We start from the raw sequence: 22,637 nt of genomic DNA on the forward strand, positions 1-22,637 counted from the left end.
GTCACCCGGGTGGCCCCGAAGTAGTCCGGCGTGTCGATCGGGTCGAACCGGATCACGGCCCCCGTGCGCGGCGCGTCGATCATGTAGCCGCCGCCGACGTAGATGCCGACGTGCCGGATGGCGCGGGAGTTGGTCAGGTCGTCGGAGAAGAACACCAGGTCGCCGGGGAGCAGTTCGCCGCGCGAGGGGTGCGGGCCGGCGTTGTACTGGTCGTTGGCGACGCGGGGCAGGGTGATGCCGACGCTCTCGTACGCCGCCTGGGTCAGCCCCGAGCAGTCGAACCGCCCGCCCTGCTCGGGCGTGCCCTCCCCGCCCCACAGGTAGGGGGTGCCGAGCTTCTTCTGCGCGAACTCGATCGCCCCGGCGGCCTGCCGCGAGGGGTCGAGCCGGGTGACGGGCGCGGCGAAGCTCTGCGCGAGCGTGGTGATCGTCTTGACGTAGTTCCGCGTCTCCGAATACGGCGGCACACCCTGGTGCTTGATCACCGCGTACGCCCCGGCGTTGTAGGCGGCCAGCATGTTTTCGGCCAGGTTCCCAGGTACGTCCTTCACGTAGGACGCGAGGTGGCAGTCGTAGGACGCGGCGGACGGGATGGCGTCGTTGGGGTCCCACACGTCCCGGTCCCCGTCGCCGTCCCCGTCGATGCCCTGGGTGGCCCAGGTGCCCGGGATGAACTGCGCTATCCCCTGGGCCTTCGCCGGGCTCACGGCCCTGGGGTTGAACCCGCTCTCCTGGTACAACTGCGCGGCCAGCAGCGCCGGGTTGATCGCGGGGCACAGGTTGCCCCACTTCTGCACCAGCGGCCGGTAGGCGGCCGGCACGGATCCCTTGGCGAGGGCGACCGTGCCGCCGGCGCCGTTCAGCAGGTTGCCGGCGACGACGTACACGCCGACGACGAGGAGCATGACGAAGGCGAGCCCGCCGCCGACGGCGGCGCCCGCCGCGATCCACACCTTACGCACCGTCACCCGCCCCTCACCGCCCGGGAGTCCGCCACGCGTCAGTGTAGAGGTGGCCCCCGCCCTTCGGTGTGATCATGCGCCGACCGCATCCTGACGAAACGTCAGGTCTCCTTCCCCGCCGTCTCAGGGGTCACTCGCGGCGTCCCGGTACAGCTCCGCGGCGTGCGCCCCCAGCACCACGCTGTAGGAGACGTCCGGGTCGTACCCGCCCCGGTGGAACCCGCCGAGCACCCCCACCACCTCGTGGTCCCCGTTGACCCACGGGCTGCCGCTGGTCCCGCCGCCGAACCCGGGGCAGGAGATGCGCTGCTGGGTACGGCTGTAGGAGGTCGGCCTGTTGGTGCAGGAGACCGGCACCTCGCGGGCGTCCGGATACCCGGTGACGGTCACGGCGGTGGCCCCGGTGGCGCTCCCGGTGACGAACCGGTTCCCACCGACGACGTCCTCGACGTCGCGCCCGTCCCGCTCCTCCAACGCGGCGAAGGCGACGTCGTCGTCCTCGTCCCGCCGCTTCGTCCACCCGTCGGGCAGGAACACCCGGCGCACGGCCCACACCCCATGCGGCGCCTCGCCGTTCCGGTACCCGGGCACGAAGACCAGGTCGTCGCCGTCGTCCACGCAGTGCGCGGCGGTGACGATCAGGTCCCGCCGGGGACTGCGCACCACGGAGGCGGTGCAGAAGTGCCCGCCGGCGAGCCGCTCCGCCCGGTCGGCCGGGAACAGCGCGCCGACCCGCTCGCTCACCGCCGTCCGCCCGGCCACCGCCGTCACACCCAGCGGCCCGGGCCCGTCGGCGGCGGCCGCCGCCGACGCCGAGGTCGCGGCGAGCAACGCCGTCGCCCAGACCAGGGCACGCCGGGGGCGTCCCTTCCGGGGAAGAATCCGCCGGGGGAGGACCCACTGGGGGACCCGCTGAAGTCCGCTGAACCATGAGACGCGCTTCATCGGCCCTCACTGTGCCCCGCGGAGGCGAGAAAACAACCCCGGTCCGCCGGAATCCCCTCCCGCACCCGCAGTCCCCCGGCCGCACTCACCTCCGTACGCCCCGGCGACGGTGACGGTGACGGTGACAGCGATGGTGACAGTGACAGCGATGGTGACAGTGACAGCGATGGTGACAGTGACGGCGACGACGGTGACCAGGCCATGACGCGACCGCCTTCCTCCCTCCCCCTCCTGTGCCCTCCTGCCCCGCTGCCTCGACGGCGTCCTCGCCCACCACCGTAACGAGCGCGGTGACTCACCCTCCGCCGGCCGGCCGCCGCCCTACGCCGTCCGGGTGACATTCCACCCACAGCAGCTTCCCTCCCCTGGACGCCCCGTGCTCCCGCAGCACCGACACCCCCCACGCGTCCGCGCAGGCCCGTACGAGCTGCAGCCCCCGCCCGTGCTCGTCCTCCTCCCCGGCCACGACGACCGGCTCCCCGTCGGCCCGGAACCCGGCCGGCACCCGCGGGTCCCTGTCCCACACCCCCACCTGGAGGCGCCCCCGTTCCTCGCCCCGGATCCGCAGCGCGTAGGGCCCCCGGGTGTGCAGATGCGCGTTGGCCAGCAACTCCGCCGCCAACAACTCGGCCGTCGGCACCAGTTCGGCCATTCCCCGGGCGGCGAGCACCGCCCGCAGCGTCGTACGCGCGATCCCCGGTGAGCGTGGATCACGCGGGAGGTGAAGGGTGTAGGCCCAGGACGGGGATACGGTGGCCATGGAAGTCTCCGATCACTGAGGGGAGTTGGGGTTGTGTCCACGGTTGCCCAGTGACGCGGCCGCCCCGTCGGACGGTGTGCTTCTGGGCGGAGGGCGCCTGGGCGATAAGGTAGCGACATCCGTAAAAGGTCTTACACGGTTTCCGTAAAAGCGCTGATTTACCACTCGTGTGGGTGACGAGGAAGGCAGGACACCCGTGAGAAGCAATCCGACGGGTCGTCAGCTCCGTCTGGGCGCCGAGCTGCGCAAACTCCGGGAACGCGCCGGCCTGACCTCCACACAGGCGAGCCGACTGCTCGGCGTGCAGCAGAACCAGATCAGCAACGTCGAGGCCGGACGGGCAGGTGTCAGCCCAGAACGCATCCGCACGCTGGCCTGCCACTACGACTGCGGGGACCGGGCCCTCGTCGAGGCGCTGAGCGAGATGGCGACGGAACGGTCACGCGGCTGGTGGGAGGAGTACCGCGAGATCCTGCCCGCGGCGCTGCTGGACCTGGCCGAGGTCGAGCACTACGCGACACAGCTGCGCACCGCCGTGACCGTGCACATCCCGGGCCTGTTCCAGACCACCGACTACGCCCGCGAGATCTTCCGCCAGGACGTCCCGGAGATGTCACCGCCCGACATCGAGCACCGGGTCTCGTTCCGCATCAAGCGCCAGGCCGTCCTCTATCGCGACCCGCCGACGCCGCACCAGGCGATCATCCACGAGGCCGCGCTGCGCATGAAGTTCGGCGGACCCTCCGTCACCCGTGCGCAGCTCCGGCACCTGCTGGACATGAGCGAGCGCCCGCACATCACCATCCAGGTGATCCCCTTCGACGCCGGAACCTTCCCCGGATCCGGACAATCGATCTACTACGCCAAGGGACCGGTACCGCAGCTCGACACCGTGAACCTCGACCAGTCGCACGGCCCGGTGTTCCTCGACTCCGAAGCCCAGCTCGACAAGTACCGCGTGCTGCTCGACCGCATGGGGGCCTGCGCGCTCTCCCCCGAGGAATCGCGGGACTTCATCCACAAAGTGGTCCAGGACCTGTGAGGAAACCCGAGATGGCCCAACTCGCCTGGCAGAAGTCGTCCCACTGCGCCCAGGGCAACTCCTGCCTCCACGTCGCCGCCTCCCCCACCACCGAAACGATCCACCTCACCGAGAGCAGCGACCCGACCGGCGCGATACTCACCGCCGCACCGGCCGCCTTCGCCGCCCTCCTCACCACCCTCAAGGCCCTCAAGCAGGAGCCCCGCCATGACTGACGTCCCCTCCACCCTCACCTGGACCCGGGCCGCCCCGCCGGAGGCGACCGGCCCCGGCCCCTGGATCGAGATCGCCTTCGGCGAGGGCGACGGCGACGACGCCCCGGTCTACCTCCGCGAGACCAGCGCCCCGGACACCGTGGTCACCACCACCCGCCGCAAGTGGCGGGCCTTCGTCCTCGGCGTACAGGCCGGCGAGTTCGACCACTTCGTGGAGGACAACCGCCCCTGACCGACCCCGCCCTCGCTCCTGTCTTCACGCCCTCACCTCCTCACGTCTCGAACTCGCCGAGCCAGTCGCGCCGGAGGAGGTGCTTGGGCAGGTAGTCCGACTCGACCTCGACCGGCATGCCTCCGTCGTGGGCCAGGCAGGCGACAGCGAGCGGGGCGACGGCGACCATGCCCGACGGACTGTCGGTCCGTTTCTGATCGGCGGTCCAGTACGCCTTGTGCAACTCCACCGCCTCCACCAAGGCCTGATTGAAGCCCTGAACGTCCTGACGCAGGAACCGGTAGAAGAGATTGATCGGCGGATACAGGATGTTCTGCAGCAGGTCGCGAGGAGCGATGCGGGCGACATCAGGATGCGAGCCCTGAAGGGCTGCGGTGAGCCGCTCGATCAGATCCGGACGCCGCAACCAGTAGGCCTGGAGAGCGCCCACCCAGTGGTAGACGTACTCGTCGAACGCCCCCTCGTCAGTGCGCAGCCGCTCCACTGGTACTTCGCACAGCTCGGTGAGGCGCTTCTGATCACGGCAGATCACCGCCAGCCAGAAGGCGGTGAGCCAGTTGCCCGCGTCCGCATACGGCTGCGGTCCGATCACGGGAATCGTGCGAACCTCGTGCGCGATACGGCACTGGACCACACCGTCGCTCGCGCCGGTCACCGCGAACAGTGCCGAGTAGAGCTGCATCGCGGTGACCACCGACTCCCACGTCTCCAACCTCGCCGCACGCGGGTCCACGGCACAACGGGCCTGAAGGTGCAGAAGAGCCGTGCCGAGAGTCATGTCGATCGAATCGGGCGACTCCGCAAGGTCCTGCACGTCCTCCAGCACGTCTTCGCCGAGGTCTGCCGCGTAGCCTTCGTCATCGGGACCGGGCGAGCTGTGACGCGGAATGTTGACGGTCACGGCGTGCGCGCGCTCACCGCTCATCGAAAGATGATCCTTGAGAGAGGAATGAGCCGAGCGGCACATCAAGACCTTCAGGTGTCGAATTCACCGATCCACGCTCCTTCGACAAGAGCCCTGGGCAGGTACTCGGACTGGACCTGAAACGGGAACCCCGCATCGTGCGCGAGAGCCGCCATCGCCAACGGCCCGAGCGCCACCAGCCCCTCACTGCTGGAGGCACGATCCTCGTCTTCCGTCCAGTATTCCTTGTGCCACTGAAGCGCCTCGGCAAGTACGGTGTTGAACTGCTCGCGGTCTTGACGCAAGTAACGGTAGAACAGCTCCAACGACGGATAGAGGATTTTGAGCATCAGTGCCCGGCTGGCGATCACAGTCGCGTCCGGTTTGGTTCCATTGACTGCGGCAACCAGCTTCTCACTTACATTCCCTCGCTGGAGCCAGTAACTTTGCAACGCATCGATCCATGCATAGACGTACTCATCATATTCCGTACCGGAAGCCCGCAGCAGAGAAATCGGAACGTTGCACAACTGGGTCATCCGATCCTGCTCGCGGCACACAATTGCCAGCCAGAAAGCCTTGACCCAGTTCCCCGGATTTGCGGCAGAGTTGGGACCTGACACGGGAATGGACCGAACCTTGCCCGCGATGCGTGCGTCGATCCGCTCTTCCGAAGCAGTGGCCGAGGCAAAGAGTGCGGACCCGACCTGCATAGCCGACACCCACGCACGCCACGTGGGAGCATACTCCGCCAGCGGGTCGAGCAAACAACGCGATGTCGCTTCCGTAAATGTAAGAAGGAACGCCTGCTCAAGATTGCTCGCGCTTCCCTCAAGCTCGTCGATCACCGCACCGGCCGCTTGACGCAGCAGCTCATTGCGCTCTTCAGCACCCTCTGCAGGGAATTCGTGACGACTTACGATTACGGGCACAGCATTGCCCCCTCTACCCTATGTCGAACTACTTCATGATGTAGCCGATGTGATGACCGGGACTTTCGATCGCCCTGACGAGCACGCAATCCAGCTTACCCGCACGAAGCTGACCGAGGAGGCTGACTGAAAAGCTTGAGTGCGAGTACAGTCTCCTTGGGGCACTTCAGCATGTTATTTATCGTTTGGGAGCTTTGACCCCAACAATCAGGTGGCGGTCACCGCTTTCATATATGTGATCGAACCTGCGGTTTTCGGTACCCAGCGGCGCCACTTCGTGAGCGTCAGAGAAATTGTCCGGCACTGCGTGATATCTGACGACCTCCTCTCAGGCGGAGGTGCTGGGCGGCCTGCTCGGCGGTGTGTGCGCCGGCGCCGGCCATCGCCGGCTGTTCGACCGGGGTGGGGGTGTGCGGGGTGTCCGCGCCCGCGGTCGGGGTGCTGCCCGGTTCCGGCCGGTCGACGATGTCGGTGGGGGCGTGGCCGGCGTCGTGGAGGACGTTGCCGTGCTCGTCGAGGAGGTTGCCCTGGCTGTCCAGATAGCGCGCCGGGGCGCCTTCGCCGGTGGGGAGTCTGGGGGTGCCCTCGGGAAAGGCGGAGGTGTCATGCGGCAGCCGGATGCGGCCGTCCGCGAGTCTGGTCGCGCCCTCGGGCAGGGCCGAGCCCTCCGGCAGGTGAACGGTGCCGTCCGGCAGCTTCAGGCTGCCCTCGGCGAGGGCGACGGCGACGACGCCCCGGTCTACCTCCGCGAGACCAGCGCCCCGGACACCGTGGTCACCACCACCCGCCGCAAGTGGCGGGTCTTCGTCCTCGGCATACAGGCCGGCGAGTTCGACCACTTCGTGGAAAACAACCACCCCTGACCGACCCACCCTCACCCCCTGTCTTCACGTCTCACGTCTTCACCTCCTCACGTCTCGAACTCGCCGAGCCAGTCGCGCCGGAGGAGGTGCTTGGGCAGGTAGTCCGACTCGACCTCGACCGGCATGCCTCCGTCGTGGGCCAGGCAGGCGACAGCGAGCGGGGCGAGGGCGACCATGCCCGACGGGTCGTCGGTCCGGTCCTCGTCCGCGGTCCAGTACGCCTTGTGCAACTCCACCGCCTCCGCCAAGGCCTGATTGAAGCCCTGAACGTCCTGACGCAGGAACCGGTAGAAGAGATTGATCGGCGGATACAGGATGTTCTGCAACAGGTCGCGCGGAGCAACCCGCGCGACCTCGGGATGCGACTTCTGCAGCGCTTTCATCAACTCCTCGACCAGACCTGGTCGCCGAAGCCAGTACGCCTGGAGGGCGCCCACCCAGTGGTAGACGTACTCGTCATACGAGCCCTCGGTGGAGCGAAGCCGTTCCAACGGGACCTCGCACAGCGCAGTCAAGCGCTTCTGGTCGCGGCACACAACGGCCAGCCAGAACGCCGTAAGCCAATTACCGGCGTCCGCATACGGCCGCGGGCCGATGGCCGGAATACTGCGCACCTCATGGGCGACGCGGCACCGGACGATGCCCTCCTCGGTGCCGGTCACGGCAAACAGCGCGGCCCCGATCTGCATGGCTGTGACAACAGCTTCCCAGGTCTCCAGCTTCGCAGCTCCGGGATCGACCTTGCAGCGAGCCTGCAGATGCAGCAAGGACTTGGAGAACGCAGAGTCGATCATCGATGCCGACTCGTCGAGCCACCCCACGGACATCGCAAGACTCTTACCGAGTGCTTCGGCATAGCTTTCGGCACGGGGGCCGGGAGTGCCATGCCTGCTGACGACGGTCACGGCGTGCTCCTGTCCGGGATGCCGACCTTCCGCCTGGGCACGGGCGAGGAAGAACTCCGTCTCACGTGGGGAACTCTCCCACCCAGGAGCGTTCCACGAGGGCGAGGGGCAGGTACTCGGACTTCACCTCGATGGGAAATCCCGCGTCGTAGGCGAAACAGGTCATGGCAAGCGGGGCGAGAGCGACGAGGCCCGTGCTCTGCAGGGCGCGGCTCTCCTCGCTCCAGTACCCCTTGTGCCCTTGCAGCGCGTCGGTCAGAGCCCGATTGAATCCGGCGTGGTCCTGCCGGACGAACCGATGGAACAGCTCCATCGGCGGGTACAGCAGCTTCGCCGCTGTCTCCGGATCCGCGACGGCGGCGGCCGCCGGGTCCGTGCCGTCGACCGCGGCCACCAGCTTCGCGCCGAGATCGGCACCCCCGAGCCAGTAGGTCTGGAGCGTGTCGATCCAGGCGTACTGGAACTCGTCGTACCGGGAACCGGATTCCCGCAGCAGGGACACCGGGACTCGGCACAGCGCCGTGATCCTGTCCCTCTCCCGGCACACCACGGCCAGGTAGAAGGCCGCGAGCCAGGCACCTGCGTTCACGTACGGCTGCGGCCCGGTGGCCCGGAGCATGCGGTCCTTGTCCGCGATGCGGCAGCCCACGTGCTCCTCGGACGTAACCGCCGCGGCGAACACGGCGGAGCCGACCTGCATCGCGGTGACCCAGGACTCCCACGTGGGCAGCCGAGCCGCTTCCGGGTCCAGCAGGCAGTGCGACTTGGCCAGGGTGAGTGTGGTGCCCAGGGCATCGCCCAGGTCCGTCGAGTCGGCCTCCAGCCCGTCGACCAGCCGTGAGGCGTTCTCCTCGAGCACAGCGAGACCTGCCGCCGCGCTTTCCGTGGGGAAGGGGTGACGGGGAACGAATGCGACCGACGCGCCTCCCCCTACGTCACGTCTCCTCATCAACCCGGCCGCCCGATCGAACCGCCCTCGTCCCTCGCCCCTCGTCCGCACATCCTCACGTCTCGAACTCGCCGAGCCAGTCGCGCTGGAGGAGGTGCTTGGGCAGGTAGTCCGACTCGACCTCGACCGGGATGCCTCCGTCGTGGGCGAGGCAGGCGACGGCAAGGGGGGCGAGGGCGACCATGCCCGACGGACTGTCGGTCCGTTTCTGGTCGGCGGTCCAGTACGCCTTGTGCAACTCCACAGCCTCCGCGAGGGCCTGGTTGAAGCCCTGAACGTCCTGACGCAGGAACCGGTAGAAGAGATTGATCGGCGGATACAGGATGTTCTGCAGCAGGTCGCGAGGAGCGATGCGGGCGACGTCGGGATGCGAGCCCTGCAGCGCCGCAGTCAGCTCCTCCACAAGCCCGGGCCGCTGCAACCAGTAGGCCTGGAGCGCGGCCACCCAGTGGTAGACGTACTCGTCGAAGGAACCCTCGGGCGAGCGCAGCCGGTCGAGCGGCACCTCGCACAGCTCGGTGAGACGCTTCTGGTCACGGCAGATCACCGCCAGCCAGAAGGCGGTGAGCCAGTTGCCGGCGTCGGCGTACGGACGCGGGCCGATCGCGGGAATCGTGCGGACCTCGTGCGCGATACGGCACTGCACGGTCCCCTCCGTGGCACCCGTCACCGCGAACAGCGCGGAATAGATCTGCATGGCGGTGACCACCGCCTCCCACGTCTCCAACCGCGCCGCACGCGGGTCCACAGCACAACGGGCCTGGAGATGCAAGAGGGCAGTGCCGAGATACATGTCGAGCGAACCAGGCGACCGCTCCAGCCGCTGAACGCCCTTCGTCACGCTCCGACCGAGGCGTTCCGCATACCCCTCGTCATCGGGACCGGGCGAACTGTGACGCGGGATGGTGACACTCACGGAGCACTCCTGTCAGAAATGTCGAACTGCCTCATGCGGTAGCCAGCGTACTCTCCGGCATTCCTCTCCCCCTTGACGACTATGTAGTCCAATTTACCCTCATCCAGGGCATCCATGAGTTTTTCCGCCAGCTCTGCCTCAGCCGGGTTATTCCTTCCTCGTTCCTCCATTTCACGGATAATATCGAGGAAATATTCCCTGGTACCCTGCGAAACCCGCTTCCCATCCGGCAGATTGCGAGCGCCCAGTTCCGTGTCGACGCTGCTCTTGGCCTCGACGACGACGTAACGGCCGTCTTGCGTCCGCCAGACCTGGTCGAACTGATCGTTGCCGTTCGCAGGTCCGTGAAGCGGCTCACGCGTGGCACCGGGGTAGTGCTCGGGTATGACGTGGTGCTCCGCGATCGCCTCGCCGTACGCCTCGGAGGCGTCCCGCATCCGGATGTGCGATTCGCGGTAGGAGGCGTGGCTTTCGATCTTCTCCGCCTCTGTCTCCCACGTCGGGTGGTGTTCGTGCGCCTGCTTGGCCTCCTGCTTCCAGGTCTCCATGACCTTGTCGTGGTGGATGGCGAGGTGCCGGTGCTCCGCGGCCTCGTTCAGCTTCGAGAGCGCCTCCGGGCTCGCGCTGTCGGGACCGCGCTTGATCCAGTCACCGAGGTAGCGCGGCTTGAGCGGCGGCGGGGCGTCGTGGACCGCGACCCACGGGTGGTTCGGCGACTCCCGCGTCAACTGGGGCGGCGTCGTACCGGTTTCATCGACGAGGTCCAGGCTCTTCCGATTGCCGTTCGACTTGTAGTACTTCTCGAAATAGCCGGGCTCGTGATTGGCACGCCGGACCTGCTCGTCGATGATCTCCCGGTGACGCGCGGCCTCGTCGGCGTGCTGACCGTCACCGTTTCCGGCGTCGTTGTGCTGCTCCGGATGCCGGCCCGGGGCCTCGTCACCATTGCGTGCGGCGTCGTCGCCGAGCCCGCCCGCGTCGTCACCCAGTCCGCCGAGGTCGTCCAGGTTGCCACCGCCGGTGGGCGGCTCGTGCGTGTGGGGCACGGTGTCCGTGCCGCCGTTCCCGGGCAGGTCATGGCTTGTCGACGAGCCGCCGGTGCCGAGGTCGTCGCTCCTACCACCGGGAATGTGCTCCCCCGCGGTGCCGCCGGGTGCCGTTTCGGTGAGCCGGGCCGTGGGAGTGGTCTCGGGGGCTCGACCGCCGGGGAGGTGGTCGCCTGCGGTGCCGCCGGGGAGGTGGTCGCCGGTGTGGACGGGCGGGGTGTCGCCGCCCGCGTGCACGGTGGGGGTGTCGGGGCCGCCCGCGTGGACGGTGGGGGTGTCGCTGCCGCCGGCGTGCACGGTGGGCGCGTCGCCGCCGCCGGCGTGGACGGCCGGGGTGGCCGCGTCGTCGCCGATGCGGCCCACGTCGCCCAGGCCGGTGTCGAAGCTGTCGCCGAGCCGCAGGTGCTGTCCGGCCTGCTCGGCGGTGTGCGCACCGACGCTCGCCAGCGCGGGCTGCTGGACCGGGGTGGGGGTGTGCGGGGTGTCCCCGCCGCCCGTCGACGCCGAGGTGCCGGTGCCGGTCTCGGGCCGGTCGACGATGTCGGTGGGGGCGTCGTCGGCGTGCTGCACGACGCTGCCGTGTTCGTCGAGGAGGTTGCCCCGGCTGTCCAGGTAGCGGGCCGGGGCGCCCGGCTCGGTGGGCAGCTTGGTGGTGTGCTCGGGGAAGGCCGGGGTGTCGTGCGGCAGGCGCACGGTGCCGTCCGGCAGCCGCGCCGCCCCGGCCGGCAGTGCGGCGCCCTCGGGCAGGTGCACGGTGCCGTCGGGCAGTTTGATCGAGCCCTCGGGCAGGGTGAGGGCGTTCTTCGGCAGGTGGGGAATCTCGATCCGGCCGGCGCCGCGGATGGCCTTGGCGAGGTCGCCGAGTTTGGACAGGCCCGCCCCGGCGGCCTTGCCGACGTACGTCATCGGGTCGATGATCCGCCCGGCCTTGCCCGCCAGCGAGATCGCCCGGGCCACCGCGCCGGCCTTGCCCGCCCCCGAGGCCGCCCCGCCGGCGCCGCCGGTGAAGACCGTGGTGAGCACGTTGAAGGTGACCGCCCCGGCGGCGCGGGCGGGGTTCTTGCCCCACTCGTCCCAGGCCACCAGCGCCTTGCCGGTCTCCTTCAGCGCCCGCCGCGAGTCTTTGATCCAGGACGGCAGCCTGTCCTCCGGCAGCGCCCAGAACGCGGTGCCCACCCCGGGGATGGAGGCCAGGGCCAGCCCGGTGGCCAGCTGCGCCAGCCCCGTCCACGCCTGCTTCATCGCCTCCCAGCCGCCGAAGCCCACCAGCGTGCCCAGGCCCTTGATCGTGCCCCAGATGCCGTCCACCACGATGCCGTCCCACACGAAGGACTTCACCCAGTGGCCGACCTCCCACCAGTGGTGCTTTTCCTCCACCGGATCGCCCCACGGCACCTTGGCATTCTTCAGGTCCGCGGCGGTGAACCCGTACTGGTCGGGGCGGTTGGAGCCGTCCCCGGCCACCATCTGCACCCCGCCCCACAACGCCGTGATCTTGTTGTGGCAGGCCCGCTCCGCCGCCCAGAACGCCGCCACCGTCTGCGTGACCTCGTCCCGCAGCCGGTTGTGCTCGGCGACCTTGTCCCCGTCGTACTGCCAATCCCCGTCATCCTTGACCGAGGCGACGAAGGTCTGCGCCTTCTGCTTCAGCTCCGCCAGCTTCGCCACCAGCGGCCGGATGTCGGACGCATACGCCGCCAGCGCGGAGGCGACCGTCTCCAGGTCGCCGGCGAAGTCGTCCGCCTTCTCCTTGACCGGCCGGGTGGTGGCGAACAGCTGCTCCGCCTCCGGCGCCCGGTAGTACGCCGAAAGCCCCTGGAACCGGGCATGCACGTCCCGCCCGGTGCCGCGGATGTGCCCCGCGTCCGCCTTCAGCCCGCCGCAGGCCTCCTCCAGCTTCCCCAGGTCACCCGTGTACTGCGGTATCGCCTCCGGGTCGAGCACTCCCGTTACCCCCTGCCCCCGTTGCTCAACAGACCCATCGATTCGGCCATCTGTACCAACCGACGCGTTGCGGGCGCAATGCGGTTCCGGCCAAAGGTGTGTCGACCGCAAGCCCTGTCGGCCCAGTGACCGTCGTAGCCCGCCCGCTCAACTCCCTTGAGGAAGCTATGAGTCGAGTCAAGCCCCACCACCACGGAGCGGTGACCCGAGCACCCCGTCGGCTGGGAACTCCTGACGCGACGGACGCGGGTGCCTCCCACGTGGGGTCGGGTGTGTGTCAGCGGTCGTCGTTCTCGTCCACAAGCCCCAAGGTGACGGTGCGGGATCCTGGGGAGAAGCCGGCGAAGGAGTGCTCCCAACTCTCTCCGGGCCAGTGGTACGTCACACGGCCCTCGGCGGGACGGTACTGGGCCGTGTACACCGTGCCCAGCCATGCGTGCCATGCGTCGTACGCGCATTGGTACAGCGGCGGTCGTAGCATCGCCGCGACATCGACTCCCGCTGCCTGTACGGCGGCCGGCCGCGCCTGTGTCCGGGTGGCTCGCTCCTGCTCGTCCGGCACCGGCAGGTGCTGGTGGTGGGCGGCGCAGGAGACCGGCGTCTCGGTCAGCGGGATGTCGGGTCCGACGTAGACCGTCACGGTCCGGTTCGGGTCGACGAGGGTGACGTTCTGCGGGATCGCGAGGGACAGGGTGCGCAGTCTGCCCAGTGCCTCCTCGACGGTCCGGCAGGTCTCCAGCAGATGGCGCAGCACCAGGGGAAGCGCGCATCCCGGCCCGTGGACGAACCGCCCGCCGAAGGTGAGCGACACCGCGAGACCGGCGTCGTTCATGCCGTCCAGCAGACCCCACCCGGCTTCCTGCACACCGATCACCGGGCGGAGGAAGTGGGAGGAGACGATGGTGCCTTCGCAGTGTTCGGGGGGCGAAGTCGTAGTTCCTGAGCAGGGTGCCCTCGCGGCCGATCTGGGTGCAGCCGGAGAAGAACGGCCGCACCGCTGTCATGGTGAGAAGCGTCCTGGCCCGGGGTGAGGCCAGTTGGCCGGCGAGCCGGTCGAGTGCGGGGACCAACTCGGGCATGTACTCCTCGAACAGCCGCTGGGCACGGGCCGCGCCCTCGGGCGTCCGGCCCTCCTCGGTCAGCCGGTCCCCCGCGCTCATCAGCGCCGGCCGGACGTGCTCGGCCCACCCGCCCGTCGCCGCCGTCACCGATCTCGACGGCGTGGAACGTCTTGACGTATCGGCTCATGGCGGAGGACCCCACTCTCTTTCCGGTCCTCATTTCAATTCCCGCAGGCGTCGCCGGCGGGTGAGCGCGCATGCCCCGCCCCTGCGGCACGGTCTGGAGGAGCGGGACCGGCTGTGGATGACGTCACCCACAGTCGCCACCGGTCAGGGGGGCGCGAGCGGGATGCCGGCGATGTCGGCAGTAGCTCCACCAGTTGCCTGTGCACCGCCCGGTCGGGCTACGACGGCCCCACCGGCTGGGGCACCCCGGAGGGCGTAACCGCCTTCATTGGCTGACCCCCGTCACCCTCCGGGTGACACTCCGCCGTGTCGCGCCTCGGGGCGTGGAAGCCACGTGTGATACCGGCCGAACGGGCCGCGCGGCAGCCACGGACTGTTCGCCTACGACCGCGTCCAGCGTCCTGCCAAGCCATGGCCACGGCTCTTTGACGGACCGTCCGGTGTCATTGCCGGTCGTGACACGCCGTGATACACAGAGTAACCATACGACCCGTCGTACGCCGTTCCGCACACCGTCACACACCTGGCCGAGCAACAGGGGCGCAACGATGGCAAGGTATTCGTACAGAACCCGCCCATCAATGACGTCAAGTCGACATACGACAGCGTCATTGTCGGCGACAATGAGGCCTGACCTCTGCGCCGCAGGGGCAGAGGACCGGAACTACCCACACAGGGGCGGTGACTTACATGCTTCTCGCAGCCGATAAGGGAGACATCAACACCATCATCGGCGGGATCGCTCCGGACTGGGGCCCCTTCGGCAGCCTGGGCAACGAGGCCAAGGTGATGATCGAAGTGGTGATGGCCGTCGCCATCCTGCTCTGCATGGGCATCGCCGTCTGGGGCGCCGCCAAGCAGCGCATCGGCGCCACCGCACTGCGCGACACCTTCAGCGCCGAACAGGGCAAGGGCCTGATCATCGCCGGCCTGACCGGCGTCTTCATCATCGGCTCGCTCGGCACGCTCTTCACCATCGTGTACGGCATGGCCGTGTAACCCCGCGTGACCAGCGCACGCCGGCGCGCGCCCGCGCACGGCACCTGTCAGCATCGTCAGTCCGACCTTCCGGGCGCGCCCGGTTGCCCCCACCACCCCGCCCACCCGTCGTGCCCACCGGCTGAGGTTGCGTTTCCCTGATGTCGAGTCACCACACCGCGCCCGCGCGGGAACCAGCACGGCTACCGTCGTACACCTACGTGGTTCCGCACGACGTCGAGGGGGCGTACGCGGCATGAGTCTCGGAGACGAGCACGGTTACGGCGATCCCGCGCGCCCGGACGGCCCCGGCGGCTACGGCGGCACCGGCCAGACCCGCACCCGCCTGCCCGGCCGGAGCGGCGACCCCTACGGCGGCGCCCGCCGCCCCGGCCGCTCCTCCTCCCGCAGCCTCGTGACGGTCGTCGGCGTCGTCGTCCTCCTCATCGCCGCCATCGCCTTCGCGAACCGCGGAGGAGGCGGTTCCCCCTCGGCCGACTCCAACTCCGACAAGCCGCACTCCGCGGCGACGGCGGCGTCGGGACAGCGACCGGTACGGGCGAAGACGGGGGGCATCCCGACGGGGTACGCACACGACCAGCAAGGGGCGCAGAGCGCGGCGGCGAACTATGCGGTGGCCTTGGGGTCGGCCGACATGTTCGACACCGCCCGGCGGCACGAGATCGTGAACACTGTGTACGCCGCCGACGTGGCCGCACACCGCCAGGCGGACCTCGACAACGCGTACTCAAACGAGAAGTTCCTCAACAACATCGGCCTCACCAAGGACGGCACCGCGCCCCAGGGCCAGACGTTCGTCTCCCGGATCATCCCTGTGGGCACCAGAGTCACGGCTTTCAGCGCGGACCACGCCACCGTCGAGGTCTGGTACACGTCGCTTTTCGGTCTGTCCGGCGAAGCCTCGACCAACCCGGTCACCGAGAGCTGGTACACGACGACGTACGAGCTGAAGTGGGTCGACAACGACTGGAAGGTGACCGACTTCCAGCAGAAGGACGGCCCCGTACCGGTCGGGCGCGACCAGAAGGCCTCCACCGCCGAGGACATGACGAAGGCCGTCGAGGAATACGGAGGCTTCACGTATGCGCGCTAACCACCGCTTCCTTAGGATCGCGGCCGCCGTCACCGCCGTGCAGGCCACCACGGTGCTGTGGGCCACCCGTGTCTTCGCCGCGCCGTCCCCAACTCCGTCCCCGACGGCCAGCAACGACCCCTGCGATCTCATCCGTGGCCCCGCCAAGGACTACTGCGAACAGGGCGGCCAACGCTCCGGCTCCACCCCCCGCAACCTCACCCCCAACATCGACCCCACCTCCCCCCTCGACCCCCTCTCCTCCCTCGCCAAGGGCTGTGCCGATGCCGCCGCCTGGACGGTGGACAAGCTCAGCGAGGCCGTGAAGGAGACGGCGGACGTCGACTTCACCAATCAGAAGTTCCTCCAGCAGTACGCCATCGTCTTCGCCGCGTCGGCGATTCTCACCCTCGTCCTGTGGCTGCTGGCCGTCGCCAAGCGGGCCGTCCGCGGCGTTCCTCTGACGACTGCGATCTCGGAGGCGGTGGGTTTCCTCTGGCTCACGGTCCTGGCGTCGGCGTTCACCCCGCTGATCCTGTACACGGTGGTGTCGGCGACGGACGGTGTCACGGACGTGCTGGCGAAGGCGACCGGCGACCAGACGGACACGTTCTTCGGCACCTTCTCCGACGCGCTGAGCAAGGGCACCGACATCGGCGGCGGCCCGATCATGCTGATCCTGGTGTCGTTCGTGTCGATCCTCGCGGCCGGCGTGCTCTACCTGGAGTTGTTCCTGCGCGCCGTCCTGCTCTACGTCGGCGCCCTGCTGGGCGTGGTCGTCTACTCCGGCCTGGTCGACAAGAACCTGTGGGGCCACGTCCGCCGCTGGGCGGGCATCATGATCGCGGTGATCATGGTGAAGCCGGTCATCGTGATCGTGCTGGGCCTGGCCGGCGCCCTGGCCGCCGACGGCGGCCCGGACTCCCTCGCCGCCGTCGTCTCCGGCCTCGCCATCATCCTGCTGGCGATCTTCGCCAGCGCGATGATCTACCGTTTCGTCCCCGGCTTCGGCGACGAGATCGCCGCCTCCCGCAACAACCGCATCATGCAGGGCGCCGAGAGCAAGGCGGCCGCCGTCCTCAGCTCCCCGGCGACCATGGTCGCCCAGGGCATCAGGACCCACAGCACCCGCGCCGACAGCGGTGGCGGCGGCGGTCAGCCGGCCGCCACCACGCCCCGCCCGGCCAACCCCGCCTCCGGCGGAGTCGCCGCGCACAGCGCGCGCCCCTCGGACGGTGGCGGCGGACCCGTCCCCTCCGCCGCGCCCGCTCCCCGCGCGCCCAGCCCGGTCAACACCCCGCACGCCGCCGGCATCCGCAACAGCAGTACCCACCGCACGGGAGGTGAAGGGCGTTGACGACCGATTCCCATGTGTCCCCTCCGGTCACGCCCCGCCGTACATACCTGATCGGCCGCGCCCGGCCGAACGCGATCGTCGGCCGCAACCGCGAGACCGGCGAGATCGTGCTGATCATCGCGGGCGCGTTCCTCGGCATGATGTGCGGCCTGCTCGTCCCCGTGCTGTCCCTGCGCATCGTGCTGCTCACGGGCTTCCCGCTGCTGGCGCTCGCGGCCGTGTACGTCCCCTACCGGCACCGCACCTTCTACAAGTGGTTCGAGATCAACCGCAGCTACAAGCGCACCCTGCGCCGCGGCGCCGTCTACCGCTCCGACGTGATGGAGGCCGGCACCCGGCTCGACGGCCGGGAGGTCGAGATCGGCCCGCCGCCCGGCATCGGCCGCATCACCTGGCTCTCCGCTCCTTTCGGGCCGGACGAGATTGCCGTCCTGCTGCACGCCGACCGCAGGACCGTCACCGCCTGCATCGAGATCGAGGGCCCCGGTGTCGGTCTGCGCGACAGCGAGGACCAGGAGGCCCTCGTCGACCGCTTCGGCACCCTGCTCAAGCACGTGGCCAACGGCGACGGCTTCGTCACCCGCCTGCAGATGCTCGCCCGCACCCTGCCCGCCGACCCCGACGCCCACGCCAAGGACGTCGCCGCGCGCGGCGACGACCGTTCCCCGGCCTGGCTGCGGCAGTCGTACGACCAGCTGCTGTCCATGGTGTCCACCAGCAGCGAGCAGCACCGCGCCTACCTCGTCGCCTGCATGCACTACTCCCGCGAGCTCGCCGCCGAGGCGCAGGCCGTGGCCCGGGCGGCGCGCCCGCAGGCCGGCCGCAAACTGGACCGGGACGCCGGCCTCGCCGTCGTCATGGCCCGCGAGCTGACCGACATCTGCTCCCGCCTGCAGGAGGCCGACATCCGCGTCCGCCAGCCCCTCGGGCAGGCCCGGCTGGCCTCGCTGATCCACTCCATGTACGACCCGGACCACCCCATCGACCACATCCAGGCGATGACCAAACGCAACGCCTGGCCGGCCGAGCTGGACGCGACCGAGCCGACGTACCTCCAGGCCAAGACGAGGGAGTCCGCCACCCGCGAGCCCTGGTGCCACGCCACCGCCTGGATCAAGGAGTGGCCGATGACCCCGGTCGGCGTGAACTTCCTCGCGCCGCTCCTCGTGCACACCCCGGACGTCATCCGCACGGTCGCCGTCACCATGGACCTCGAACCCACCGAGGTCGCCATCGAGCGCATGCTCACCGAGAAGACCAACGACGTCGCCGAGGCCAGCCGCGCCGCCAAGATGAACCGCACGGTCGACCCCCGCGACATCGCCGCCCACCACCGCCTCGACCAGCGCGGCGAGGACCTCGCCAGCGGAGCCGCCGGCGTCAACCTCGTCGGCTACATCACCGTCTCCGCCCGCACCCCGGAGGCCCTCAACCGCGACAAGCGGACCATCAGGGCCTCGGCCGGCAAGTCGTACCTGAAGCTGGAGTGGTGCGACCGCGAGCACCACCGCGCCTTCGTGAACACCCTCCCGTTCGCCACCGGAATCCGAAGGTAGGGGTTGATGCGCTGATGCGGGACCCGCTGTCCGTCATCACCGAAGCCTTCACGTCCTTCCTCTTCGGGAAGGTGGAGACCACCCGCCTGCCCGTGCGCACCTCCACGGGCCAGGCGCAGGCCGTCTACCTGCCCACCGCGGCCCCCGGCCTCGGCGACTCCGGCGTCATCATCGGCCGCGAGGTCTACTCCGGAAAGGGCTACATCTACGACCCCTTCCAGCTCTACGGCCAGCAACTGCCCGCCCCGCACTGGCTCGTCCTCGGCGAGTCCGGCAACGGCAAGTCCGCCCTGGAGAAGACCTACGTCCTGCGCCAGCTGCGCTTCAAGGACCGCCAGGTCGTCGTCCTGGACGCGCAGGGCGAGGACGGCGTCGGCGAGTGGAACCTCATCGCCCAGGAGCTGGGGATAACGCCCATCCGCCTCGACCCCATGGCGGCCCTCGACCACGGCATCCGCCTCAACCCGCTGGACCCGTCGATCACCACGACGGGCCAGCTGGCGCTGCTGCGCACCATCATCGAGGTCGCCATGGGCCACGGCCTGGACGAACGTTCCGGCTTCGCCCTCAAGGTCGCCCACTCCTACGTCAACGAGACCATCGTCGACCGCCAGCCGGTCCTCTCCGACATCGTCGAGCAGCTCCGCCACCCCGAGCCGGAGTCCGCCGAGGCGATGAACGTCGACATAGAGGACGTCCGCTCCTGGGGCCTGGACGTCGCCCTCGTCCTGGACCGCCTGGTCGACGGCGACCTGCGCGGCATGTTCGACGGCCCGACGACGGTCGGCATCGACCTGGACGCCCCGCTGATCGTCTTCGACCTGTCCCACATCGACCGCAACAGCATCGCCATGCCCATCCTCATGGCGATCGTCGGCGTGTGGCTGGAGCACACCTGGATCCGGCCCGACCGCAAGAAGCGCATCTTCCTGGTGGAAGAGGCCTGGCACATCATCAACAGCCCGTTCGTGGCCCAGCTCTTCCAGCGCCTGCTGAAGTTCGGCCGGCGCCTCGGCCTGTCCTTCGTGGCCGTCGTCCACCACCTCTCCGACGTTGTCGACGGAGCGGCGGCCAAGGAGGCGGCGGCGATCCTGAAGATGGCCTCCACCCGGACGATCTACGCCCAGAAGGCCGACGAGGCACGCGCCACCGGCCGCGTCCTCGGCCTGCCCCGCTGGGCCGTGGAGATCATCCCGACGCTCACCCCCGGCATCGCCGTCTGGGACGTCAACGGCAACGTCCAGGTCGTCAAACACCTGGTCACCGAGATGGAACGGCCCCTGGTCTTCACCGACCGCGCCATGACCGAGTCCGCCAGCGACCTCGCCGACGAGGCCCTGCGCGCCGCCGAGCGGGAGGCGGAGGCCCGCGCTGCCGCCTTCGTGGAACACCACCTGGAACAGCACGTCGGCGACCTGGACGGCTCGTCCGAGTCCACGGTGGCCTAGAACCGAGCCGGAAACCGAGGGGGAGGCAGGCGTGCAGCCCGACGACCGCGACCCGAGACGCGACCGCCGTGAGAGCGGCGGCCGGGGAGGCATCCCCGACGGCCTCCTCGTCGGCGTCCTCGCCTTCCTCCTCGGCATGACCCTGCTGGTGTGGACGGCCACCGGCCTGGCCGGCTGGTTCTCCCACGGCTCCTGGCCGCACGGCGTCACCTTCACCCGCACCCCCGTGGCCATGCGCCACCTCGTCAGCCGCCCCCACGACATCGCCGGCGCCTGGCCCGACACCCCGCCGGACCGGCTCTCCGGCTACGGCCTCTTCTGGGGCCTGTTCATCGGCCAGCTCATGGTCCTGTTCGTGCTGACCGTGTTCGCCATCGGCACGATCGCCCGCTGGCGCGCCCGCCGCCTGAAGCGCCGCACGGCACACGGCAACCGGCAGGCCCACGACCCTACGCGGCCCGCCGCCCCCCTGGCCCCGGCCGCGCCCCACGAGACCCCGGCCGCGCCACCGCACGAGATCCCTACACCGCGGACGACACCGGAGACCTCACCGGCACTGCCGGCCACACCCCCGGCGACCGAGGTGCTTCCGGCGGCCGGGACGCCGCCGATGACACCGATGACGCCGGTGACACCGGTGACCGGGACGCCGCTGGTGGCCGACGCGTGGGCGGGCCCCCGCCCCGAGGGCCCGGTCGTCTACGCCCCGCCGCAGGCCCGCCGGGCCGCCGCCACCCAGGCCGTGCGCGACGCGGAGGGCCCCGCCCTCGTCCTCACCTCCGACCCGGCCGTCTGGTCGGACACGAAGGACGCCCGCGCCAAGATGGGCCCGGTCCTCCTCTACGACCCCACCCACCTCTGCGACACTCCCGCCCGCCTCCACTGGTCCCCCACGGCGGGCTGCGAGGACCGGCAGACGGCCCGCGAACGAGCCGCCGCCCTCCTCGCCCCCGTCCGCCCCACCGCCCGGATCGACCAGGCCGTCGCTGACACCGCCGAGACCTTGCTGCGCAGCTACCTGCACGCCGCCGCCATCGACGGCCGCACCATCCGCCACGTCCACCGCTGGGCCCAGGGCACCCAGGTCCAGGAGGCGGTACGCACCCTGCGCACCAACCCGAAGGCCGCCGCCGGCGCCGCGGGCGAGCTGGAGGCCGCCCTCACCTCCCATCCCGAGCGCCGCGACATCGCCCAGGAACTCACCGGCCGCGCCCTGTCCGCCCTGCTCACGGTCAACGTCCGCGAAGCCTGCACCCCGAACCGAACAGATGCGCTCGCCTTGGATTCCTTCCTCGACGAAGGGGGAACGCTTTACCTGGTGGGCGAGTCCCTCGAGGATCCTCGTACGAACCCAGGCGCGATGCCCCTGTTGACGGCACTCGCCTCCAGCGTGGTCGAGCGCGGCCGGCGCATGGCCGAACGGTCATCCTCCGGTCGGCTCGACCCACCACTCACCCTCGTCCTGGACGACGTCGCCGCAGTGGCCCCGCTCCCCCAGCTCCCCGACCTGCTGGCGACCGGCGCCAGCCAGGGTCTGCCCACCCTGGCCCTGCTCCGCTCCCGCGAACAGGCCCGCGCCCGCTGGCCCCACCGGAAACTCCCGGAGCTCCCGGTGTGACCCCCTCCCGGGCACATCCGGTACGGCTCCTGACTCCGGTCACCCCCGGTCGAGGACGAACTCCAGCTCGGTCTCGTCCTCGCGGCCCTGCAACGGCACCGTCACCCCGCTGGGCACGAACCCCATCCGGCGGTAGAAGCGCTGCGCGCGTCCGTTGTCCTCGTGCACGATCAGCCGCACCCGCTCGGCCCCGGCCGCCCAGGCCCACTCCAGCGCCGCGTCGAACAGCACGTCGGTCAGCCCGCACCCCCGGTGCTCGGGCCGCACGTACACGCCGACGAGATGCCCCTGCTTCCGCTCCACCGGAAAGCCGGCCCAGTCCGTGGTCCCCGGCTCCTCCAGGAGCACGGTCACGGACCCGACCCACTTCCCGTCCGGCCCCTCGGCGATGATCTGCTGCACCCGCTCGGAGCCCTCACAGCTTCCGGCCGCCCGCTCCTGCCAGAACGAGTCGGGGTGGGCCACGGCGGCCTCGTACGTCTCCAGGAAAGCGATCGGTGCCGCCGGGTCCCGCAGCGCGGCCAGCCGCAGCTCCTTGACCGCCTGCCACTCGTCCGCGCGGATGGACCGGATGACGTACTTCTCATCGCTGCTGGAAGTCATGTCGACGAGCCTAGCCCCGACATGCAGAAAGCCCCACACCTTTTCCGGTGTGGGGCTTTCCCACGAATTGTTCGGCGGCGTCCTACTCTCCCACAGGGTCCCCCCTGCAGTACCATCGGCGC

The 22,637-nt window shown here is 69.7% G+C and carries 21 protein-coding genes; 10 read left to right on the forward strand and 11 right to left on the reverse strand.

What is annotated here, in order from left to right; all coding sequences use genetic code 11:
• The 3 genes from IE225_RS27115 to IE225_RS27125 all read right to left on the reverse strand — a co-directional run.
• The coding region (locus tag IE225_RS27115) for a C40 family peptidase (RefSeq protein WP_229880103.1) at window positions 1-968 on the reverse strand (968 nt) is incomplete at its 3' end.
• A 117-nt stretch (window positions 969-1,085) separates the two neighbouring features.
• On the reverse strand, window positions 1,086-1,907 hold the full coding sequence (locus IE225_RS27120; protein WP_190060254.1) for a trypsin-like serine peptidase: 822 nt from the start codon (window positions 1,905-1,907) through the stop codon (window positions 1,086-1,088).
• Between the two features lie 295 nt (window positions 1,908-2,202).
• Window positions 2,203-2,667: an ATP-binding protein gene (locus tag IE225_RS27125; protein WP_190060255.1), complete on the reverse strand. Its 465-nt coding sequence runs from the start codon at window positions 2,665-2,667 to the stop codon at window positions 2,203-2,205.
• Window positions 2,668-2,863: 196 nt separating this feature from the next.
• On the opposite strand from IE225_RS27125, the gene IE225_RS27130 reads away from it, so the two are divergent.
• From IE225_RS27130 to IE225_RS27140, 3 genes are read left to right on the forward strand one after another with little or no spacing between them, the layout of a single operon-like run.
• Complete coding sequence (locus IE225_RS27130; RefSeq protein WP_190060256.1) at window positions 2,864-3,709, forward strand: helix-turn-helix domain-containing protein; 846 nt, start codon at window positions 2,864-2,866, stop codon at window positions 3,707-3,709.
• Between the two features lie 11 nt (window positions 3,710-3,720).
• A complete protein-coding gene (locus IE225_RS27135) occupies window positions 3,721-3,924 on the forward strand; it encodes a DUF397 domain-containing protein (RefSeq protein WP_190060257.1) in 204 nt (67 codons plus the stop codon).
• Window positions 3,917-4,156, forward strand: coding sequence for a DUF397 domain-containing protein (locus IE225_RS27140; RefSeq protein ID WP_190060258.1), 240 nt, complete (start codon window positions 3,917-3,919; stop codon window positions 4,154-4,156). The genes IE225_RS27135 and IE225_RS27140 overlap by 8 nt, the downstream gene beginning before the upstream one ends.
• A gap of 40 nt (window positions 4,157-4,196) precedes the next feature.
• Here the strand turns inward: IE225_RS27140 and IE225_RS27145 are convergent, their stop codons facing one another.
• The gene (locus IE225_RS27145; RefSeq protein ID WP_190060274.1) at window positions 4,197-5,057 is read right to left on the reverse strand and encodes an immunity 49 family protein; all 861 of its coding nucleotides are present in this window, start codon (window positions 5,055-5,057) and stop codon (window positions 4,197-4,199) included.
• 74 nt (window positions 5,058-5,131) lie between these two features.
• Window positions 5,132-5,992, reverse strand: coding sequence for an immunity 49 family protein (locus tag IE225_RS27150; protein WP_229880106.1), 861 nt, complete (start codon window positions 5,990-5,992; stop codon window positions 5,132-5,134).
• Between the two features lie 674 nt (window positions 5,993-6,666).
• Here IE225_RS27150 and IE225_RS33535 point away from each other — a divergent pair.
• Window positions 6,667-6,855, forward strand: a complete 189-nt coding sequence (locus tag IE225_RS33535; protein WP_229880107.1) for a hypothetical protein — start codon at window positions 6,667-6,669, stop codon at window positions 6,853-6,855.
• Between the two features lie 47 nt (window positions 6,856-6,902).
• Here IE225_RS33535 and IE225_RS27160 read toward each other — a convergent pair whose 3' ends face one another.
• The 5 genes from IE225_RS27160 to IE225_RS33545 all read right to left on the reverse strand — a co-directional run bounded on the left by IE225_RS27160 (window position 6,903) and on the right by IE225_RS33545 (window position 13,447).
• A complete protein-coding gene (locus IE225_RS27160; protein ID WP_229880109.1) occupies window positions 6,903-7,760 on the reverse strand; it encodes an immunity 49 family protein in 858 nt (285 codons plus the stop codon).
• Window positions 7,761-7,821: 61 nt separating this feature from the next.
• Window positions 7,822-8,619: an immunity 49 family protein gene (locus IE225_RS27165; RefSeq protein ID WP_229880111.1), complete on the reverse strand. Its 798-nt coding sequence runs from the start codon at window positions 8,617-8,619 to the stop codon at window positions 7,822-7,824.
• Window positions 8,620-8,764: 145 nt separating this feature from the next.
• The gene (locus IE225_RS27170) at window positions 8,765-9,625 is read right to left on the reverse strand and encodes an immunity 49 family protein (protein ID WP_190060261.1); all 861 of its coding nucleotides are present in this window, start codon (window positions 9,623-9,625) and stop codon (window positions 8,765-8,767) included.
• Window positions 9,622-12,615 (reverse strand): hypothetical protein, encoded by a 2,994-nt coding sequence (locus tag IE225_RS33540; protein ID WP_229880112.1) that lies wholly within the window; start codon window positions 12,613-12,615, stop codon window positions 9,622-9,624. The genes IE225_RS27170 and IE225_RS33540 overlap by 4 nt, the downstream gene beginning before the upstream one ends.
• A gap of 277 nt (window positions 12,616-12,892) precedes the next feature.
• Window positions 12,893-13,447, reverse strand: a complete 555-nt coding sequence (locus IE225_RS33545; protein ID WP_229880113.1) for a carcinine hydrolase/isopenicillin-N N-acyltransferase family protein — start codon at window positions 13,445-13,447, stop codon at window positions 12,893-12,895.
• A gap of 1,105 nt (window positions 13,448-14,552) precedes the next feature.
• On the opposite strand from IE225_RS33545, the gene IE225_RS27185 reads away from it, so the two are divergent.
• From IE225_RS27185 to IE225_RS27210, 6 genes are all read left to right on the forward strand, one after another.
• Window positions 14,553-14,861 carry a DUF8827 family protein gene (locus IE225_RS27185; RefSeq protein WP_190060277.1) on the forward strand — a complete coding sequence of 103 codons (309 nt, stop codon included), beginning with the start codon at window positions 14,553-14,555 and terminating at the stop codon, window positions 14,859-14,861.
• A gap of 235 nt (window positions 14,862-15,096) precedes the next feature.
• Entirely contained in the window at window positions 15,097-15,954 is an 858-nt protein-coding gene (locus tag IE225_RS27190) for a DUF8175 domain-containg protein (RefSeq protein ID WP_190060262.1), read from the forward strand.
• Complete coding sequence (locus tag IE225_RS27195) at window positions 15,944-17,290, forward strand: hypothetical protein (protein WP_190060263.1); 1,347 nt, start codon at window positions 15,944-15,946, stop codon at window positions 17,288-17,290. The genes IE225_RS27190 and IE225_RS27195 overlap by 11 nt, the downstream gene beginning before the upstream one ends.
• Window positions 17,287-18,846 carry an SCO6880 family protein gene (locus IE225_RS27200; RefSeq protein ID WP_190060264.1) on the forward strand — a complete coding sequence of 520 codons (1,560 nt, stop codon included), beginning with the start codon at window positions 17,287-17,289 and terminating at the stop codon, window positions 18,844-18,846. Before IE225_RS27195 ends, IE225_RS27200 begins: the two co-directional genes overlap by 4 nt.
• A 14-nt stretch (window positions 18,847-18,860) precedes the next feature.
• Entirely contained in the window at window positions 18,861-20,294 is a 1,434-nt protein-coding gene (locus IE225_RS27205) for an ATP-binding protein (protein ID WP_190060265.1), read from the forward strand.
• A gap of 31 nt (window positions 20,295-20,325) precedes the next feature.
• Window positions 20,326-21,912, forward strand: a complete 1,587-nt coding sequence (locus IE225_RS27210) for a type IV secretory system conjugative DNA transfer family protein (protein WP_190060266.1) — start codon at window positions 20,326-20,328, stop codon at window positions 21,910-21,912.
• 39 nt (window positions 21,913-21,951) lie between these two features.
• Here IE225_RS27210 and IE225_RS27215 read toward each other — a convergent pair whose 3' ends face one another.
• Window positions 21,952-22,515: a GNAT family N-acetyltransferase gene (locus IE225_RS27215; RefSeq protein ID WP_190060267.1), complete on the reverse strand. Its 564-nt coding sequence runs from the start codon at window positions 22,513-22,515 to the stop codon at window positions 21,952-21,954.
• Window positions 22,516-22,637 lie beyond the last annotated feature (122 nt).

Source organism: Streptomyces echinoruber (assembly GCF_014651135.1).
In the GTDB taxonomy this organism is placed as follows: Bacteria; Actinomycetota; Actinomycetes; order Streptomycetales; family Streptomycetaceae; genus Streptomyces; species Streptomyces echinoruber.

Excerpts from the sequence above, each read along its gene's own strand:
- IE225_RS27120 (WP_190060254.1), bottom strand. The coding sequence starts at position 1,907 with ATGAAGCGCGTCTCATGGTTCAGCGGACTTCAGCGGGTCCCCCAGTGG.
- IE225_RS27125 (WP_190060255.1), bottom strand. The coding sequence starts at position 2,667 with ATGGCCACCGTATCCCCGTCCTGGGCCTACACCCTTCACCTCCCGCGT.
- IE225_RS27135 (WP_190060257.1), top strand. The coding sequence starts at position 3,721 with ATGGCCCAACTCGCCTGGCAGAAGTCGTCCCACTGCGCCCAGGGCAAC.
- IE225_RS27140 (WP_190060258.1), top strand. The coding sequence starts at position 3,917 with ATGACTGACGTCCCCTCCACCCTCACCTGGACCCGGGCCGCCCCGCCG.
- IE225_RS33545 (WP_229880113.1), bottom strand. The coding sequence starts at position 13,447 with ATGAACGACGCCGGTCTCGCGGTGTCGCTCACCTTCGGCGGGCGGTTC.
- IE225_RS27185 (WP_190060277.1), top strand. The coding sequence starts at position 14,553 with ATGCTTCTCGCAGCCGATAAGGGAGACATCAACACCATCATCGGCGGG.
- IE225_RS27190 (WP_190060262.1), top strand. The coding sequence starts at position 15,097 with ATGAGTCTCGGAGACGAGCACGGTTACGGCGATCCCGCGCGCCCGGAC.
- IE225_RS27195 (WP_190060263.1), top strand. The coding sequence starts at position 15,944 with ATGCGCGCTAACCACCGCTTCCTTAGGATCGCGGCCGCCGTCACCGCC.
- IE225_RS27205 (WP_190060265.1), top strand. The coding sequence starts at position 18,861 with ATGCGGGACCCGCTGTCCGTCATCACCGAAGCCTTCACGTCCTTCCTC.
- IE225_RS27215 (WP_190060267.1), bottom strand. The coding sequence starts at position 22,515 with ATGACTTCCAGCAGCGATGAGAAGTACGTCATCCGGTCCATCCGCGCG.